This window comes from Shewanella sp. SM23, from assembly GCF_025654295.1.
Lineage (GTDB): Bacteria > Pseudomonadota > Gammaproteobacteria > Enterobacterales > Shewanellaceae > Shewanella > Shewanella oncorhynchi.
On the sequence record NZ_JAKKRM010000013.1, the window covers coordinates 104,971 to 121,490 of the forward strand.

At 47.4% G+C, this 16,520-nt stretch carries 19 protein-coding genes; 6 read left to right on the forward strand and 13 right to left on the reverse strand.

Going from position 1 to position 16,520, the window contains the following annotated elements; genetic code table 11:
• Positions 1-105: 105 nt before the first annotated feature.
• The 5 genes from L5L98_RS15705 to L5L98_RS15725 form a co-directional block, all read right to left on the reverse strand.
• Positions 106-492: a carboxymuconolactone decarboxylase family protein gene (locus L5L98_RS15705; RefSeq protein WP_263142254.1), complete on the reverse strand. Its 387-nt coding sequence runs from the start codon at positions 490-492 to the stop codon at positions 106-108.
• Positions 493-703: 211 nt separating this feature from the next.
• Positions 704-1,054, reverse strand: a complete 351-nt coding sequence (locus L5L98_RS15710; RefSeq protein WP_263142256.1) for a MerR family transcriptional regulator — start codon at positions 1,052-1,054, stop codon at positions 704-706.
• A 3-nt stretch (positions 1,055-1,057) separates the two neighbouring features.
• Positions 1,058-1,453 carry a GFA family protein gene (locus L5L98_RS15715; protein ID WP_263142257.1) on the reverse strand — a complete coding sequence of 132 codons (396 nt, stop codon included), beginning with the start codon at positions 1,451-1,453 and terminating at the stop codon, positions 1,058-1,060.
• Between the two features lie 25 nt (positions 1,454-1,478).
• Positions 1,479-2,057, reverse strand: coding sequence for an NAD(P)H-dependent oxidoreductase (locus tag L5L98_RS15720; protein ID WP_263142259.1), 579 nt, complete (start codon positions 2,055-2,057; stop codon positions 1,479-1,481).
• A gap of 67 nt (positions 2,058-2,124) precedes the next feature.
• Positions 2,125-2,484 (reverse strand): MerR family transcriptional regulator, encoded by a 360-nt coding sequence (locus L5L98_RS15725; protein WP_263142261.1) that lies wholly within the window; start codon positions 2,482-2,484, stop codon positions 2,125-2,127.
• 197 nt (positions 2,485-2,681) lie between these two features.
• Between L5L98_RS15725 and L5L98_RS15730 the strand changes: the two genes are divergently transcribed.
• Together L5L98_RS15730 and L5L98_RS15735 are read left to right on the forward strand one after the other, a co-directional pair.
• Positions 2,682-3,110 carry an acyl-CoA thioesterase gene (locus L5L98_RS15730; RefSeq protein WP_259528795.1) on the forward strand — a complete coding sequence of 143 codons (429 nt, stop codon included), beginning with the start codon at positions 2,682-2,684 and terminating at the stop codon, positions 3,108-3,110.
• Positions 3,111-3,171: 61 nt separating this feature from the next.
• The gene (locus tag L5L98_RS15735; protein WP_263142262.1) at positions 3,172-3,435 is read left to right on the forward strand and encodes a GNAT family N-acetyltransferase; all 264 of its coding nucleotides are present in this window, start codon (positions 3,172-3,174) and stop codon (positions 3,433-3,435) included.
• Positions 3,436-3,456: 21 nt separating this feature from the next.
• Here L5L98_RS15735 and L5L98_RS15740 read toward each other — a convergent pair whose 3' ends face one another.
• The 7 genes from L5L98_RS15740 to L5L98_RS15770 all read right to left on the reverse strand — a co-directional run bounded on the left by L5L98_RS15740 (position 3,457) and on the right by L5L98_RS15770 (position 11,856).
• The gene (locus L5L98_RS15740) at positions 3,457-4,005 is read right to left on the reverse strand and encodes an HPP family protein (protein WP_131524567.1); all 549 of its coding nucleotides are present in this window, start codon (positions 4,003-4,005) and stop codon (positions 3,457-3,459) included.
• A 123-nt stretch (positions 4,006-4,128) separates the two neighbouring features.
• Positions 4,129-4,539 carry an acyl-CoA thioesterase gene (locus L5L98_RS15745; protein WP_219251701.1) on the reverse strand — a complete coding sequence of 137 codons (411 nt, stop codon included), beginning with the start codon at positions 4,537-4,539 and terminating at the stop codon, positions 4,129-4,131.
• Positions 4,540-4,665: 126 nt separating this feature from the next.
• On the reverse strand, positions 4,666-7,122 hold the full coding sequence (locus L5L98_RS15750) for a toxin-antitoxin system YwqK family antitoxin (protein ID WP_263142263.1): 2,457 nt from the start codon (positions 7,120-7,122) through the stop codon (positions 4,666-4,668).
• A 142-nt stretch (positions 7,123-7,264) separates the two neighbouring features.
• Entirely contained in the window at positions 7,265-9,073 is a 1,809-nt protein-coding gene (locus L5L98_RS15755; RefSeq protein WP_198573882.1) for an AMP-dependent synthetase/ligase, read from the reverse strand.
• Positions 9,074-9,265: 192 nt separating this feature from the next.
• Positions 9,266-10,582: an ABC transporter permease gene (locus L5L98_RS15760; RefSeq protein ID WP_263142265.1), complete on the reverse strand. Its 1,317-nt coding sequence runs from the start codon at positions 10,580-10,582 to the stop codon at positions 9,266-9,268.
• Positions 10,579-11,442, reverse strand: a complete 864-nt coding sequence (locus L5L98_RS15765; protein ID WP_263142266.1) for an ABC transporter ATP-binding protein — start codon at positions 11,440-11,442, stop codon at positions 10,579-10,581. Before L5L98_RS15765 ends, L5L98_RS15760 begins: the two co-directional genes overlap by 4 nt.
• A gap of 42 nt (positions 11,443-11,484) precedes the next feature.
• Positions 11,485-11,856 carry a GntR family transcriptional regulator gene (locus L5L98_RS15770; protein ID WP_263142267.1) on the reverse strand — a complete coding sequence of 124 codons (372 nt, stop codon included), beginning with the start codon at positions 11,854-11,856 and terminating at the stop codon, positions 11,485-11,487.
• 93 nt (positions 11,857-11,949) lie between these two features.
• On the opposite strand from L5L98_RS15770, the gene L5L98_RS15775 reads away from it, so the two are divergent.
• The 4 genes from L5L98_RS15775 (at position 11,950) to L5L98_RS15790 (ending at position 15,875) form a co-directional block, all read left to right on the forward strand.
• Complete coding sequence (locus L5L98_RS15775) at positions 11,950-13,578, forward strand: alpha/beta hydrolase (RefSeq protein ID WP_263142278.1); 1,629 nt, start codon at positions 11,950-11,952, stop codon at positions 13,576-13,578.
• A 3-nt stretch (positions 13,579-13,581) separates the two neighbouring features.
• Positions 13,582-14,316 carry an ATP-binding cassette domain-containing protein gene (locus L5L98_RS15780; RefSeq protein ID WP_105250922.1) on the forward strand — a complete coding sequence of 245 codons (735 nt, stop codon included), beginning with the start codon at positions 13,582-13,584 and terminating at the stop codon, positions 14,314-14,316.
• A gap of 82 nt (positions 14,317-14,398) precedes the next feature.
• Positions 14,399-15,547: an ABC transporter permease gene (locus tag L5L98_RS15785; protein WP_263142281.1), complete on the forward strand. Its 1,149-nt coding sequence runs from the start codon at positions 14,399-14,401 to the stop codon at positions 15,545-15,547.
• 79 nt (positions 15,548-15,626) lie between these two features.
• A complete protein-coding gene (locus L5L98_RS15790) occupies positions 15,627-15,875 on the forward strand; it encodes a hypothetical protein (RefSeq protein ID WP_263142283.1) in 249 nt (82 codons plus the stop codon).
• Positions 15,876-15,948: 73 nt separating this feature from the next.
• Here L5L98_RS15790 and mog read toward each other — a convergent pair whose 3' ends face one another.
• Positions 15,949-16,482, reverse strand: a complete 534-nt coding sequence (gene mog, locus L5L98_RS15795) for a molybdopterin adenylyltransferase (RefSeq protein WP_106648670.1) — start codon at positions 16,480-16,482, stop codon at positions 15,949-15,951.
• Positions 16,483-16,520 lie beyond the last annotated feature (38 nt).

The window sequence follows — 16,520 nt, forward strand, 5'->3', positions numbered from 1 at the left end:
GCAACACCCCATCGCCAGTTTAAATCCAACTAAAATGAACTTGAGAGGAAATCAAAGCGGCCTTATCGTCACTTTTACAAATCAATAAACCTGACTCAGGACTAACTAAACGACGCTTAACTCCCGCTCAGAAAATACGGTTTTAGCGACAAACATGCCATTAAGTGCAGCAGGAAAGCCAGCATAAACCGACATTTGCAATATCACCTCAACAATTTCCTGCGGCGTACAACCGACATTCAATGCGCCATTAATATGTACGTTTAACTGTGGCTGGCAATGCCCTAGCGCCGTGAGTGCGGCAACTGTCACTAGCTCCCGCGTCTTAAGGTCGAGCCCTTCACGCTGATAAATATCCCCAAAAGGATATTCAATAATGTACTTGCCTAAGTCAGGGCAAATATCGGCAAGACTGCGGATGACTTTCTCCCCCGCCTCACCGTCGATTTCAGTCAGTTTAGCGAGGCCCTGCACATATCTTTGATTACTCATTTTTAGCTCCTGTTGGATTAAATCACAGTAAGCAGCCTAAACCTTAGAGTTAACTCTAAGTCAATGGTTCATTGATGGATGACACAGGCAATGCGGATCAGTAAAACTAACCCTCTGTTTAACTCGCCGACTAGAGGCGCAAGCAAATAGAAAAGTAAATAATATTAGCTTTTTAGCATTTAACCAAAATGTTAGCGACTGAGCTTAGCCACTAAAAATGAGTTTGGTAATAGTGAATTTTTTGCTTAAGGGCAGCCAAATGCTCCTGCTCTTGGCGAATACGCTCAGCCAATTGTGTTGCATGTTGCTCGAGCAACTGCTGTCGCTGGCCAGCGGTTGCATCGCCTTGGACACGCAACTCGGCATAGGTCAATATCTGCTTTAACGACATGCCCGTTTCTTTTAAGCGATTGATAAACCCAATCCATTCCGCTTCTTTCGCCGCATAATCACGATGCCCGCTGCCATTTCGCACGACAGACTGCAGTAGGCCAATTTTCTCGTAATATCTGAGCGTATGCGCCGACAGCCCTGTGAGTGCAGCAAACTGACCTATGTTCATAATCTAACGATCCGCAGGATGGTTAACGCCATCATTCGTGGGCACATTTTCGAGATCGAATGGATTGACCCCTTCGAGGCAACCAATGTTGTAACCATACTCATGGGGATTGGAACGCCGCTGGTGATGGGTGTAAATACCGCAGATAGAGCAGAAGTAGTGTTTGGCAGTTTTGGTATTGAATTCATAGAGTTTCAGCACTTCCTCACCCTTGAGGATCTTAATCCCCGCCAGCGGCACAGAGCCAACCATTGCGCCCTTACGACGACAGATAGAGCAATCGCAACGGCGTGGATTTTCGATGCCATTAGGCAATGACAACTCCAATACCACGGCACCGCAATGGCAAGACGCTCTGTGTTTTGGCTGAATAAGAGTATTGCCCACTTGTTTAATCACACCCCACTCCTTGTTTCACTAGATTCTATAAACCTAAATTCCCCAGCCGCTGCACCAACGCTCGCCATTGTTGCAATTGCGGCTCCTTAGCACTCATCACTGGCCCCAACATATTGGACTTAGCCCGCTTAAAACCACTAAATACTAAGGTGGCGGTATCAAGCTGTTTGAGCGCGGGAGCACCTTGAAACCACTTGTAATACCAAGGCGGCGTGTCCATAGTCATGATAATTCGCGAGGTTTTATGGCGCAGCAACTTAGCGGGTATCAATTTACCTTTCTCATATTTAAATGCAAACCCAGATAAAAATGTCCTATCGATTAAGCCTTTAAACTTAGCAGGAATACCGCCCCACCAAATCGGGGTGACAATCACCACATGCTCCGCCCACTGGATATTCGCTTGAAACGTCTGCAAATCGGCTTCGAGTGGCTGAGGTTGACGATAACCATAGCTCAGATTCGGGTCAAAATTCAGCTCAGCTAGTTTGACGATTCTCACTGAGTGTTTATCTGCCGCCGCTTGGGCATAGGTTTCAGCCAGATGCTCACAAAAACTCTGCGCCTTAGGATTACCACAGATCACTAAAATCTTTTTTGCCACGATGAAACTCCATAACAGTCACTGTGACAAATAGCATAAACTCTGCCCCTAAGGGGAGAGTCAAGACCTAAGGTAACAGCTGCGACTCACAGGAGGTGAGCCCATCAATACAGGCATCTAACTGAGTGACTTTATGTTCTAACTCACTTATCTGGCGTAAAAAATCTGCTTTTATACCCAACAAAAAAGCCTGTACTGTGGCTAACTGAGCATGCTTATCGCCTTGTTCGAGTAAATCTTTTAGTTGGACAAGCTTAATGCCGAGGGCTTTGGCCTCTTTGATCAGCAACAACAGCCTAATATCCGCCGCACTATAAATACGATAACGCCCCTGACGTGCGGGAGTGTCAATAAGCCCCCACTCCTCATACAAGCGAATCGCTTTTATCGACAGCCCAGTTTGCTTTGCCACTTGTCCAATATACATAGCTCAACCTAACCCTTTAAAGACATTACTCATATCTGCATTGCTTGCCATTATCAGCCACAGTATCAGCTTAGGCCAAGACTTGTCGCAGCAATCTTATGCTGCTAGTCTGGCCGCTTAAACGAGCGTTTTAACTTGGGATTTTTATCATGGGATTTAAACAAGAACAGTTGCAAGAAGGTGTACAAGAACAGGCAATGGAAAAGTTTCTCGCACAGCACCCCATAGTCACAGAAATCCCCGTTGCATGGGGTGAAATGGATGCCCTACAACACGTAAATAATGTGGTGTATTTCCGCTATTTTGAAACGGCACGTATCGACTTTTTCAATCGCCTCTTCCCGCTAGATACTCTGTATAAATCCGGTATTGGCCCCGTAATCAGCGAAAATCAGGCTCGCTATAAACGCCCAGTGACTTTCCCCGATACTTTATTGGTGAGTGTCAGTATTAGCGATATTCACAGCGATAGATTTACCATGCATTATCAGGCTTTTAGTAAACAGCAGCAGGCAGTGACCACCTTAGGTACTTCAGTCGCGGTGATGTTTAACTTTAAAACGGGTAAAAAAGCCGAGTTACCGACAGAACTGCTGGCGATTCTCAAACAGCACGAAGTCGCTTAAGCTATTCAAATCAATAACGAATTGCCAGCACACTTTAAGCCACTCCTTGAGGGAAGCATGTATGTCAGATAACGAAAATATCGAGATAGCCATTGAACATCAACAGGATAGACAGCGTTTTATTATCCCTGTCGATGGCTATGAAGCCGTGTTGGAATACCAATTATCAGGCAAGGATATCGATTTTAGCCGCACCTTTGTCCCCAACGAACTGCGCGGTAAAGGCCTTGCCGAACGCTTAGTGCGCCACGGCTTAAAGTGGGCTAAAGGCCAAGAGTTTACTATCCAAGCCAGCTGCTGGTATGTGCAGAAGTTTTTGAAATAGGCAGATTTAAAAACGAGTTCGCTAAATCCAATAAACAGGGTAATGGCGCTTGGGATCGGTGGAAAGGTTATTGACCACCAGCGCGACCAGTAAGAGTAATACTGAGCCGAGGAACACTGGCATTAACGCGTAAAGAAAGCCAAGTTGATGCACGTTTTCACCGCCAATCACGGCAATCAATGCCGTTGCGCCGCCCGGAGGATGAAGAGTGCGAGTCAGGTACATGAATGCGATAGACAGGGATACCGCTAAGGCGCTCGCCAGCACCACATAATCGCCACACACTTGGTACACTGCGACCCCAATTAAGGCCGATAACACACTGCCACCAATCAAGTTACGCGGCTGAGAAAACTCCGCCAGCGGTGCACCGTACACTAGCACTGCCGACGCGCCGAACGAGCCAATGACAAACATAGTGTCGACGAGGTTTTCACTCATATAATTTGCGAGACTCGCGACCAAGTAAATGCCACAGAAAGCCCCAACCCATGACCACACAATCTTTTTAAGTGGCTGTCTTGGTGGACAAATGTCCTTCGATCGCATGCGGGTAAAATAGAATCTCATGGTTAATCCGAACCGATAAAAATTAAGCAATACAGATAAGTGATCTGCATCACAGTTAGCGGGTCGACAAATTAACCCTTCAGCAGCGCAATTGCAATTACGCTGACCGAAAGAGTAAGCAGACTAAGCACTTTCACCATTCAGATTAGCGAGCATTTCGCGGATTTCTTCAGGAATCGGGCGGCTTTTTTCACTGCTGTAATCGTAGTGCACTAAGGTAGTTTTTACTTCGGCGGTCTTGTTGCCCGCTTGCCAACAGGTTTGGGTCAGTTCGAAGCTGCTATTGCCGATACGGCTAACATAGGTTTTTACTGTGACACTCTTGCCATAGTAAGTCGGCGCGATAAATACCACGGTAAACCCCGCGACGATTAAGTTCCACTGATGCAAATCTAACTCGGGATTAAAAATCTCAAAGATTGGCGTGCGCGCCGCTTCGCACCATACGGGGATAACAGTGTTGTTGATATGACCTAGGCCGTCGGTTTCAGTAAATCTTGGATTGATTTCGAGACTGTATTCTGTGGCTGACATGCAAACTTCCTTTTTATTATTTTATGAATGGAAGAGCGTGGTGATTATCGCAATGAAACCACACCACCAAACTCATCCATTATCCTAAGCCAAACAGGTTCTAGCCACTAGCCCAAACCTAGCATTTTAAAACTGACAACTCGCCGTTTCTGGGGTTTGCTTGCCGTTAGCATCGTACTTTTTAAGGCATCCAGCCTTACCCATATCATACATTTTCTCGTATTCTAACTTGCCATTTTTATAAGACTTATACACCCCATGAGTTTTTGGGTTCTCTAAGTGATAAATCTTACGGCCCTTAGTGATATGTGAGTAATCGGCAAAACCCGGCTCTTCGGAATAGATGACACCGTTAATGTAGCGCTTGTGTACCACATGCTGTTCATCGATACGCAGCATTTCATTCGCTATCTTGCCATTCATGTCGTAACACACTTTGTCCACGGCATAATTGCTATCGAGGTCTTCAATACAACTCACGGCACCATTATCAAAGTACTCGCGCTGTATACCGCAGCGCGCAATGGCGTTATCCCAGTAGTAAGGTTCACCGTTCCAGGTTTCGCCTTCTTGCTGGCAGTAGTTCCACAGGCTTCTTAATTGCCCATTGGGATAGAAACTGTAATGGGGGCCAGAGACACGGTTATTCACTTGGTGACCATATCGGGAGAGTGAGTAACCACCATCAGTGGAATAACTGATACTTGGGCCGTATTCCTTACCCGCTTTGTACGTTTTTAAATTTAATAAACGGCCATTGGAATCAAACTGATATTCTTTATCTACAGCGCCATTGGTGTAATAAGCCAATTTATACAAGGAGCCGCTGCTATGATATTCGCGCTGCTCACCGTGTTTTATCGATGAAATTGCTTCATTTTTACCATTAATCACCCCTTCACAATCATCTGAGTAGGGATTCTCACGCATACTACATTCATCGTGCGAAGGCTTAAGCGTCACCGCTTCATTGAATTTATAACTCGTTAGTTCAGTCAGCTCACCGTTCTGGGGATTAAAGCGCATTTGCTGGCCATCCAACTCTCCTTGGCGGTAATTAGCGATATCCACCACGACATTAGGACTTGAATACCAAATACTCTGACCATTAAGGCGACCCTGCTCATAATGACGGGTATTAAACATCAGATTATTTTTGTCGAATGATTTAGACTCTCCTTGACGTAAGCCATTGACATAGTTCACTTCGGTACGAGTCCCATCTTCGGCTTTAAATACCCAAAGGCCAGTGCGTTTTCCGGCAAGATAGGCGCCTTCACCAACTTGATCACGGAAATGTCCGCTCGTCACTTTATCGACCCAAGGACCTTGTTTGACACCCTTTTGATATTGGCCTTTGCTGCCATCAGCCTCAAGCCACTCGCCATCTTTTACGCCATTAAGATAAATACCTTTTGCCACTAATCGCTTATCGCCTTCTGCACTGGAGTCATAATCGGGCTCATAGACTTCGTAGGGGCCGTCGAGCACATCCTGATTGTAATGGGCAAAACCAAAGTTATCGGCCTCATCGAACATCGACTGTGCAATCCATTTACCTTGCTTTTTACCGTCAAGATATTCGCCTTCCCAATAAATGGCTTGGTTCTCTGTCTCCATCCACTTACCGACTTTTTTGCCCTGTTTGTAGTTACCAGAGTAAACCACGCTACCATTGCGACCATCGTAGGCCGCATACGGGCCATCAAGCACGCCTTGGGCATAATGACTTTCACTGGCAAGCCCTGCCCAAGTACTCGCCATGCTCATACTCATAAAATCGTAGGATGGGCCAGTTTTAGGGATCACGGCACCACCACTTTTAAGCCAATCAAAGTCATCGGCCTCAAAGGCCACGCTCACCAATACAAAACTGCCATCTTCTTCACTATATCCACTGCGATCAAAGGTGGTCACAAGGCTATATTGATGCTCATTACCTTGGGCATCTTTATCTTTACGAGTGAGTGGATAACGTAATTTATATTCGACGGCTGTCTTCACATCGACGGGGGAACCTTCGGAATTACGATAACCCACTAAGGTCGGCTTGAGCTTAGTAGAACCATCGACAATCGCTTTAATGGCGGGATCTTCAATCGCGTCAACATCATAGGTCATACGATATTGTTGCGGCGGAATTTGGCTTAACACTTTGCGAACGCTACCCACGGTAAACGAGGTTAAGGTTGGTGCCACTTCATCAAGCACAACCTGTAGACGGGGGAGTTTTGTGAGATCATCTCCTTCAAAACCATAGCCCCGTAAATGCTGACCATCGGCATCTTTAAGCATGACAACCACTTCTTTGGTGCCACCTTTATCAAAATCGAGGTAAAAAACCGCAACCACTTCAGCAGAACCATAATCATCAAGACGCACGCCGGGCGCATCGCCATAGAGCATTTCGCCCCACACTTTATGATCTTTTTGATAGAAATTGAGCCATTGCCCGTTAGGCAAGTCCACTGGGCCATGGACGATTTTGTCGTAATCCTCAGCGTCAGCTGCAGGAATGACAGTTAAAGAAGATAACAACACCGCACTCGCTGCAGTGAATAAACTACGAATCGAAAGTTCCATTTAACTACACCTTTTATACCGACGCCTCGCGCCTCATGCGCACCAGTAAACGGGGCGAATTTTAAGCGAAGAAAAGCACTTCAGGAAGTAGTAGATAAAAAAAAGGCCGCTTCTGCGGCCTTTAGCAACAACAAGTTAACAATTAGTTGTTGTACATAGCATTTATTTCATGGGCATATTTATGGTAAATCATCTTGCGGCGCAGCTTGAGCGTTGGGGTGATTAAACCCGCTTCCATCGAAAACGCTTCAGGCAACAGAGTGAACTTTTTAATTTGTTCAAAACCGGCCAACTCATGCTGTAACTGCTTTAAGCGTTGCTCAAAATGCTCAACCACATGACTATGGCGCAGCAATTCTAAAGGTGACTCATACTTCAGCCCTTTGTCCTTCGCCCACGCTTCCAGTGACTCAAACGCTGGCACAATCAAAGCGGTCACATAATTACGCGCATCGGCAATAATCGCCACTTGCTCGATAAAAGGACAACAGCCAACGGCGCCCTCAACCCTTTGCGGCGCGATATATTTACCGTTGGAGGTCTTCATCAATTCTTTAATACGATCGGTAATAAATAAATTGCCATTCGCATCGAAACGCCCTGCATCACCGGTTTTTAACCAACCATCTTCAAACGCAGCGGCGGTATCTTCAGGACGATTGTAATAGCCCCGCATCACAGTCGCGCCGCGGACTAAAATCTCATCGTCCTTACCTAGCTTAATTTCGGTTTCCAGCAAAGGTTGTCCATTGGAACCCGGCACTCGATTACCTAAGGTATTGCAGGTCACAGTCGCGTTAGTTTCTGTCATACCGTACCCACAAAGTACTGGAATATTAATCGCATGGAAGAAACTACCTACATTCACATCTAAGGCTGCGCCACCGCAAGGCATAAACTTCAAACGGCCACCAAGCACGGCTTGCAGCTTGCTATATACCAGCTTGTGCGCCAAACGCCATTGCAGCGACAACCACAATCCGCCCTTAGCACGACCTTGGCCAACTTCGAACTGACGTTGGCCAACGCGCATCGCCCAAGCAAACAACTTCTTACGACCGTCGGCTGATTTGGCGACTTTATCTTGTACGGCGCTATACACTTTTTCGAGGAAACGCGGCACCACACACAAGGTATGTGGACGCACGGCGCTAATCGCCTCTTTCACTCTTTGGGTATTTTGCAGATAGACGTTATGGCCGCCACGGCACAAGACGTAGAAACTCCAACTGCGCTCAAATACATGGCTCAAGGGCAAAAATGCCAAAGACACATCGCCAGAATGGAAGGCCAATTTTTGATCGTGCTGGCGTATGGTAGACGCCATATTACGGTAATCCAGCATCACGCCCTTAGGATCGCCCGTCGTGCCGGAGGTATAAATTAAGGTCAGTAAATCATCGAGATTTGCAGCTTGTAAACGCTGATTAAGCTCGGCTTCTTGCTCAATGTTTAACTGAGTGTCACCCGCCAGTAGGGTATCTAGATGCCAATGCTGATTGGCCTTATCGGCAGCGAGTGTCACGCTGGCATCGAATACAATCACATGCTCTAGGCTTGGGCATAAGGCTTGCAACTCACACGCCATGGCGTATTGCTTAGCATCGTCAACAAAAATCACTTTAGCGGTGGCGTCGTTAACGATAAAGCTCGCCTGTTCGACTGTACTGGTGGGATAAATTGGCACTACAACGGCACGAGTTTTGAGAGTGCCGACATCGGCACAAGTCCACTGCGGGCAGTTTTGCGCCAGAATAACGCAACGGTCTTGCACTTGTACGCCAAGTTCGATCAACACTTGTGCAATTTTACTGCTGATTTGGTCGAAGGCTTGCCAACTCACCTGATACCAAGGAGCGGCCATTTCAAAACCTTCCAGCGCTACTGCGTCTTTTAAAGACTCGCTCTGCTGCTGTAGTAGTCGAATAACATGATATTGATCGAGAGACATAAGAGACTCACCTTTTTAGCTTACAAGTGTACCGCTTTTGCAGCATTCTACCTGAAGGCCAAATAAAAACTAAGAGTTTTTGCTCTAATGTTGTGCAAATGTCGCCCAAATCACGCTGTAAATAGCCTTTAGCGGCGTACCACTCTTGGTTTCACTTACTTGCCAGAGCGAACAAAATTTAATTTCGAAACGTCAACATGCCCTCATAACATCGCCCTTCCAGAGGATTTTCTTGCCCCAAATCAGCACCGCTTGCCCAAGCAGTATTAAGAGTAGATCCCATAGCAACCAATTAGTTAAATTGCCGCCATCACTTAAAGACGTAAGGCTGATGGACACCCACAGGGAATGCCCCGCGACGACCATCATAGTGAGCGTGATATGCAAAACTCGGCGACACATACAGCCAAAACCTAACGTCAAGGCGCAGGCCCAGTAAGTGCTGAGCACCAGATGACCCACTAACTGCATATTCAGATCACCATTGAGCCAGCCCAACAGCAAACTACACGCCAGCATAATGCCGACGACCACATTCAGGAGTCTTTGCTGTCCAAGGCAAAATGCTGCTATGAGTCCTTTTCGACCATCAAACCCTGGCATCAACAATAAGGTTTCTGTCGAGCGCGAGCGTTGCACTCGGCTCCAATGCACCAGCGAACAACTAATCACGCTGAACTGCGCCAAAAACAATAATACAGGGATATTCAAATGAAATTGATGCGACAACAGCCCAAGCACTAAGCAGACTACGGGCAATAGCAGCAGTAAAATCGTCAACATAGGGCCGATAAAAAAATTGGTGGGATGCAAATAACGCTCGAAGCGACTCAAGATACGCATCGATTGCAGATTCGGCAGCCAAAACCACCCCATTTCGAGACCATTAAGATATACCGTCCTCGCCTCAGCACGCCAAGGTAAAACACGGCATGCACGCGCAATCAGCATACCTAAAATCAGCAGGGCAATAGCACTTAGCCAAAGGGGAATGTGCTCTGCAATCAATGGGATAAATGGCATTAAGACAAAGAGCAAAAACGAAGCATAAAACCACTGAGTACAGAGTAAACAAAGCCAAATAAAAGTTAAACTCATCACCAAAGCCAGCACTAAGCTCGCTAGGCTAGCCGTCAAACCTAAAGCCAAACAGAACAAGACTCCTATGCCAAAAACGCTAGCTAAAACAGTGACACTTTGAATGTAGATATGGCGACGATAATGGGGAATTAACGGTGCGCATTCATTCGCCATCAGACGTATGAGTTGCCATGCAACCGCCGCCGAGCTTGAGATAATCCCCATAGAAAATAACAGTTCAGCACTATCATTTTTACCATAAACTGCGGCGATACAAGCTAAGATCACCCCCAGTATAGCCGTACCTAAAAAGCTCACACTGCCGATATCAAAACACCAAAAGCGCAGCATGCCCTTGAAAGGATTCATTCGTGGACTCGTTCTTTCGCCCTTCGCGACTTGTATCTGCTTATGGTGCGCCACACTCATCTGTGTAGCTCCATAAACAGTTGCTCCAAGTTTAAAGCTTCATTCTTTAACACACCTGATATTGACGCGCTGTGCTCACCTAAATCCACCAGCACCGAATCGCCAACACGGCTCAGCACTGTAATTGACTCGGGCAAAACAGTTTCGGGCGCGAGTGTTAACAAACGCACTTCTTCACGCAGGGCATCGATTTCCTTAAACAGCACTAACTCACCCAGTTTAATCAATGCCACATGGCTGGCAACTCGCTCTAAATCAGAGGTGATATGGGATGAAAACAGCACTGCAGATCCAGATTCGAGGGCGAGATCGAACAAATCGACCATAAATTTGCGCCGGACTATAGGGTCGAGGCTGGCAACGGGTTCATCGAGGATTAACAACTCAGGACGATAGGCCATCGCCATAATCAAGGCTAGCGATTGCCTTTGCCCACCCGATAAACGCTGCACCTGTTGGGTCACATCTAACTCGAAACGTACCAACCAATCTTGCTCTAATTGCATGTCCCAATTGGGATAAAAGCTGCGGTGTAAATCGAGGGCGCGTTCAATGGTAAAACCTTCATAACCAAAAGGTTGCTGCGGTACATAACCTAAACGCTCCTTTGCCTTTGAGGTTAAATTTTCGGGCGTTTCACCTAAGGTAACAATACTGCCAGAATCCGGTGTGAGCACACCCAAGGCACAGCGCATTAGGGTCGATTTACCCGCCCCATTTTGCCCCAATAACCCCACCACCATACCCGCCGACAAAGTTAACGATAAATCCTTAAGCGCCCACTTTTCGCCCGCGCCTTTACCGCGAAAGACTTTATTCACTCGGTTAAATTCAAGTATTGGCGTGCGCTCTTGGTCCATCGAATTTCATCCTTTTTATGCTATTTATCGGTACATTACTTTCTAATCTTGCCAGCGCTCATTTAGCAGTTGCAGCAACTCGGGCAAGCTGACACCTAACTGCTTTGCCTGCGACAGCAGGGCATCGAGCTGGGGTTCGAGCAGGCTAATACCCGATGCCATAGCCTCAGTTCGCAACGCAACTTTTGTCGCTTGGCCACGGCGGCGTTCGAGCCAACCTTGGTCAACCAACTGTTGAATAGCGCGGGAAACTGTCATGGGATTTACCGCTAAATGCTCGGCAATCTGTCGCACTGAGGGTAATACGTCTTCCACTTGCAGTTGACCGCCCACAATTAAACGCACGACTTGTTCGTGTAATTGTTTGTAAATGGGTTCACCACTGCTGGGGTTGACATTTAAAAGTTCTAACATTAGCCTTTACACACTGTATTAATACATTGATACACCGATACACTGGTATTTAAATTAACACACTCGTCCTGAAATGCAAAAAGGAAAGCGCGCATGATAGATAGCATGACACACAGGAAGTTAAGCAACACAGTTCAACGCCTTGTGCCAACTCAGCCACGCCATGGTGCGACTAGTGCCACATGGCGCACGCGTACTTTGAGAATGAGCGCCCTCATACTGGCAATGGCAAGTACAGCGACGTGGGCGAGTGATGTGAAAAGCCAAGAGACACAAGCGACGGCAGATATCGCGAATAAGACCGACACTTGTTATGTGGAAGGCGTATCCGATCGCCTAAACTGCGGTTTTGTGACTGTGCCAGAAAACCCTAACAAACCCGATGGCAAACAGATCCAAGTGCATTACGTTGTTTTGCCTGCGGTGAAAAATGCCAACCATGAAGAAGCCTTGCTGGCGATTGCCGGCGGCCCAGGACAATCGGCCATAGAGAATGCGGCAGGTTTCGATGCCATGCTGAGCAAAGTCCGCCAACAGCGGGATATTTTACTGATCGATCAAAGGGGCACAGGCCGTTCGAATGTGCTGGCCTGCGATGAAGGTGCCCAATCTCCACTGTCCTTCGATGACGATAATGTCGATACCTTAGCCGAAACGCACAAATGCTTAGCCAAAATTGATGCCGACGTGACTCAATATGGCAGCCTCAATGCGATTAAAGACTTCGAAGCCGTACGTGCGCACTTAGGCTATAAAAAACTGCATATTTACGGCATCTCCTACGGCACTCGCATGGCGCAACTTTACATGCGTTTATATCCAGAGCACTTAGCCACAGTGACCTTAGACGGCATAGTGCCCATGCAGCAAAGCGTATTGGAAATTGGCTCGGCAATTGATCGTGGCTTCGACTTATTGTTTAAGGATTGCCAAGCAACTGCCGCCTGTAACAGTCAATTTCCCCAGTTAAAAGCGGACTTTGAGCGAGTCGACGCTAAGCTCGCCACAGGCCCTGTGATGGAAAACGTTTACGATCCCGTCACGGGCGAAAAAACCATGTTGACCATGACGCGCGGTAAATTCTCTGGTTCGATCCGCATGGCGCTGTATCAAGCCAATGTGCGCGCCCTCTTGCCCCATGCGATTCATCAAGCATCGAAAAACAACTTCCAACCCATACTCGGCCTATATGCCCTCACTATCGACAATGCTGGCATGGCGATGGGCATGCACGCATCAGTGGTCTGTGGCGAAGATATGCACCGCATTACCCCGACCATGCGCGAGCAGGCCAAAAAATCCTTTATGGGCAGAACCATGCTCGAAGGCTTAGAGGCGACTTGTTCAATATGGAAAGTGCCTTCGGTCGATAACAGCTTTAGCGAGCCCATTAACAGTAACATTCCGACCTTGTTGTTATCCGGCGAAATCGACCCCGCCACCCCACCAAGCTGGGGCGAGTTAGCCATGGAAAAACTCACCAATGCCAAGCACTTTGTCGCTCCTTATGCGACCCACGGTGTGGCCTATCAATCCTGCGCCAATAACCTGATTGCCGATCTCGTTCGCTCGGGCTCAGTCAACGATCTCGACGGCGAATGTTTGAACAAAGATGTGCGCCGCAGCTTTTATTTAAATGCCAGCTCGGTAGAACCGCTTAATGCGACCAGCACAAAAACCACGACAACAGATGATCACGCCAGCACTGGAGCTAAGGAATAAGCCATGATTAAAGTATCCCATCTTTCCAAGCGCATCGGTGACGTGCAGGCGCTGAATGACTTAAGTTTCGTCGCACAAAACGGCCAAATCACAGGATTACTCGGCCCGAACGGGGCAGGTAAAACGACATGTTTACGCACTATCTTTGGCCTGCTGAAACCCGATAACGGCAAGGCTGAAATCGAAGGCATAGATGTCGCCATCGACCCTATTGGCGCTAAGCAGCAACTCGGGCTATTCCCCGACCCTTTTGGTCTGTATGAACGCTTAACACCACGGGAATACATTCGCTATTTTGCCGAGCTGAGCGGCTTATCATCCAAGGAGGCCAAAGAGGCCACCAGCCAAGTGATTGCGAAATTGCGCCTCGAAGACATTAGTGATCGCCGCTGCAAAGGCTTCTCCCAAGGACAAAGAATGAAAACCGCCCTCGCACAGGCAATCGTCCACAGCCCGAGCAATATTATCCTCGACGAGCCGACACGTGGGCTGGATGTGATGAGCACTCGCCTGCTGCGTGACATTCTTATCGACCTTAAAAATCAAGGACATTGCGTGCTGTTCTCGAGCCATGTGATGCAGGAAGTCGCCGCACTGTGTGACCAAGTGATCGTCATGGCCCAAGGCAGAGTCGTCGCCATTGGCAGCCCCACCGAACTGTGCACCCAAACGGGTAAAGACTCGCTCGAAGAAGCCTTTATTCAACTGATCGGCACGGATGAAGGGATAGCGGCATGATGACTCAAACTAACAAGAATGCAGGCAGCATCAATGATGTACAAGCTCAGATAGATAAGATCATGGATAAGGGAATGACAGCATGAATAAAATAATGGCTATGGTTCGTAAAGAACTCATCGATGCCGCCCGCGATAAGCGCTCTGTGATGGCGGGTCTGTACTACGCCATAGGCACACCGTTGATCATGTGCGGCCTATTTATGGTGTTAATTGGCCAATTAACCAGCCCCGATGATTTGAAAATCACCATTAAAAATCCCGATAAAGCACCGGATTTAGTAAGATTTTTATCGAATAAAGGCATCACTCAAGGCGCAGCCGATGGCTCTGACGCCAAAGACCTTAAAGCAATAGAACTGATCATCAGCACCGACTATGCCGCGCAAATGAACCAAGGCAAAAGCGCTGAGATCACTATCGTGGCCGATAACTCTGAGGAGAAACTGCAGAACTCGATTCGTAGACTCGAGAAACAACTGCAGGCCTACAGCGCAGAAATGGGCAGTTTACGTTTAATTGCCCGCGGTATCGACCCGCGCGTGGTACAGCCGCTTAAAGTGAATGTGCAAGACAAAGCCACCACGGACTCTAAGGGTGGAATGATCTTAGGTATCGCCATTTTCACTATGATTTACTCGGTATTTATCTCGGGGATGAACCTAGCTATCGACACCAGTGCCGGTGAGCGCGAACGTAACTCCTTGGCCCTGCTACTGAGCCATCCGCTGACCACTCGCCAATTAGTGCTGTCGAAAATCATCGCCGTGAGTCTGTTCGCTTTGCTCGGTTTAGTGCTGATTTTGCTGGTGTCTAAAATCGCTTACACCTTTGTGCCTTGGCAAGAACTCGGCTTTAGCGTCAACATCACCACGGAATTTATGGCACTGATGTTAGTGGTCGGCATCCCCGTCGCGTTAATGGCCGCTTGTCTGCAACTGTTTGTGTCTTTTATGGCGAAAACCTTTAAGGAAGCTCAGTCCTATCTGACTATGGTGCTGTTTGTGCCCTTAGCTCTGTCGATGGCCGCCAGTTACAACATAGCGCCAGATATGCTGCAGTGGTTGCCCGTCTCGGGTCAGCAACAAGCATTAATGGACTTTATCAAAGGTAAAGACTTGCCCATGTTGCAGTTACTGGTTTCGACCTTAGGCACACTCGCCATTGCGATATTGCTCGCCTTTGGCATGGAAAGGTCGCTCAAGAGTGAGAAAGTGATCTTCGGTTTGTAAGGTGCTCTTCTCGATAAACTTGGGAACGGGTTATCTCTCGTTCCAAAATTAAAAATCTCAATCAAAACTGGAGGTTATTATGGAAAAAGAATATATCTTAATGGTGATTATGGTCAGCTTCATTATTGGCCTCAGCGCTACTGAGATGTTTAAGCACTATTTAAAGGCGCGCCAACTTGGAGTGGGTACCGCAGACGATAGGCACCTTGAGGATAAAGTGACTCAACTCAGCCTACAAAACCAAACACTAATCGAGCGAGTACAAATACTTGAAAAAATAGTGACAGAGCCAGAGTACGAGCTAAAGCAGCAGATTAATCAGTTATGAACCCTAAGCTCCTCAAACAACAAAGCCACTGGATTTTCAGTGGCTTTATTTTTTTACAGGCTCGATAGCAAGATTACTTAGCCTTAGGCCTGAATGGTTTGATAACCGACTCATTGCACTCTAAATACGGGCCTTCCATCAAGTCGATACAGTAAGGGATAGCGGGGAACACGGCATCTAAACATTCGCGAATCGATTTTGGTTTGCCGGGTAAATTCACAATCAATGAATCGCCACGTAACCCTGCGGTTTGACGAGACAAAATGGCGGTAGGCACAAATTTTAATGACTCGGCGCGCATCAACTCACCGAAGCCTGGCATCATGCGATCGCAGACGGCTTCTGTCGCTTCTGGGGTGACATCGCGTTTCGCTGGGCCAGTGCCGCCCGTAGTGACAATCAAACAGCAATCCTGCTCGTCGGCCATTTTGATCAGCGTCGCTTCAATCACATCCTGCTCATCGGGGATCACTTGATAAATCGGCTCCCACTCGCTGGTGAGATAGTCGTTGAGCGTGTCGATAATCGCCTTGCCTGAGATATCTTCATAAATTCCCGCGCTGGCGCGATCGCTGACCGTCACAATACCGATTTTTGCTTTGCTCATAGGAAATCCCCAATGATGTTGAAATGAAACATGCCGAA

Bases quoted from the DNA above. Each gene is read 5' to 3' on its own strand.
- L5L98_RS15745 (WP_219251701.1), bottom strand. From the start codon at position 4,539: ATGTCAGCCACAGAATACAGTCTCGAAATCAATCCAAGATTTACTGAA.
- L5L98_RS15770 (WP_263142267.1), bottom strand. From the start codon at position 11,856: ATGTTAGAACTTTTAAATGTCAACCCCAGCAGTGGTGAACCCATTTAC.
- L5L98_RS15705 (WP_263142254.1), bottom strand. From the start codon at position 492: ATGAGTAATCAAAGATATGTGCAGGGCCTCGCTAAACTGACTGAAATC.
- L5L98_RS15775 (WP_263142278.1), top strand. From the start codon at position 11,950: ATGATAGATAGCATGACACACAGGAAGTTAAGCAACACAGTTCAACGC.
- L5L98_RS15780 (WP_105250922.1), top strand. From the start codon at position 13,582: ATGATTAAAGTATCCCATCTTTCCAAGCGCATCGGTGACGTGCAGGCG.
- L5L98_RS15735 (WP_263142262.1), top strand. From the start codon at position 3,172: ATGTCAGATAACGAAAATATCGAGATAGCCATTGAACATCAACAGGAT.
- L5L98_RS15765 (WP_263142266.1), bottom strand. From the start codon at position 11,442: ATGGACCAAGAGCGCACGCCAATACTTGAATTTAACCGAGTGAATAAA.
- L5L98_RS15725 (WP_263142261.1), bottom strand. From the start codon at position 2,484: ATGTATATTGGACAAGTGGCAAAGCAAACTGGGCTGTCGATAAAAGCG.
- mog (WP_106648670.1), bottom strand. From the start codon at position 16,482: ATGAGCAAAGCAAAAATCGGTATTGTGACGGTCAGCGATCGCGCCAGC.
- L5L98_RS15760 (WP_263142265.1), bottom strand. From the start codon at position 10,582: ATGAGTGTGGCGCACCATAAGCAGATACAAGTCGCGAAGGGCGAAAGA.
- L5L98_RS15740 (WP_131524567.1), bottom strand. From the start codon at position 4,005: ATGAGATTCTATTTTACCCGCATGCGATCGAAGGACATTTGTCCACCA.
- L5L98_RS15790 (WP_263142283.1), top strand. From the start codon at position 15,627: ATGGAAAAAGAATATATCTTAATGGTGATTATGGTCAGCTTCATTATT.
- L5L98_RS15755 (WP_198573882.1), bottom strand. From the start codon at position 9,073: ATGTCTCTCGATCAATATCATGTTATTCGACTACTACAGCAGCAGAGC.
- L5L98_RS15710 (WP_263142256.1), bottom strand. From the start codon at position 1,054: ATGAACATAGGTCAGTTTGCTGCACTCACAGGGCTGTCGGCGCATACG.
- L5L98_RS15730 (WP_259528795.1), top strand. From the start codon at position 2,682: ATGGAAAAGTTTCTCGCACAGCACCCCATAGTCACAGAAATCCCCGTT.
- L5L98_RS15750 (WP_263142263.1), bottom strand. From the start codon at position 7,122: ATGGAACTTTCGATTCGTAGTTTATTCACTGCAGCGAGTGCGGTGTTG.
- L5L98_RS15785 (WP_263142281.1), top strand. From the start codon at position 14,399: ATGAATAAAATAATGGCTATGGTTCGTAAAGAACTCATCGATGCCGCC.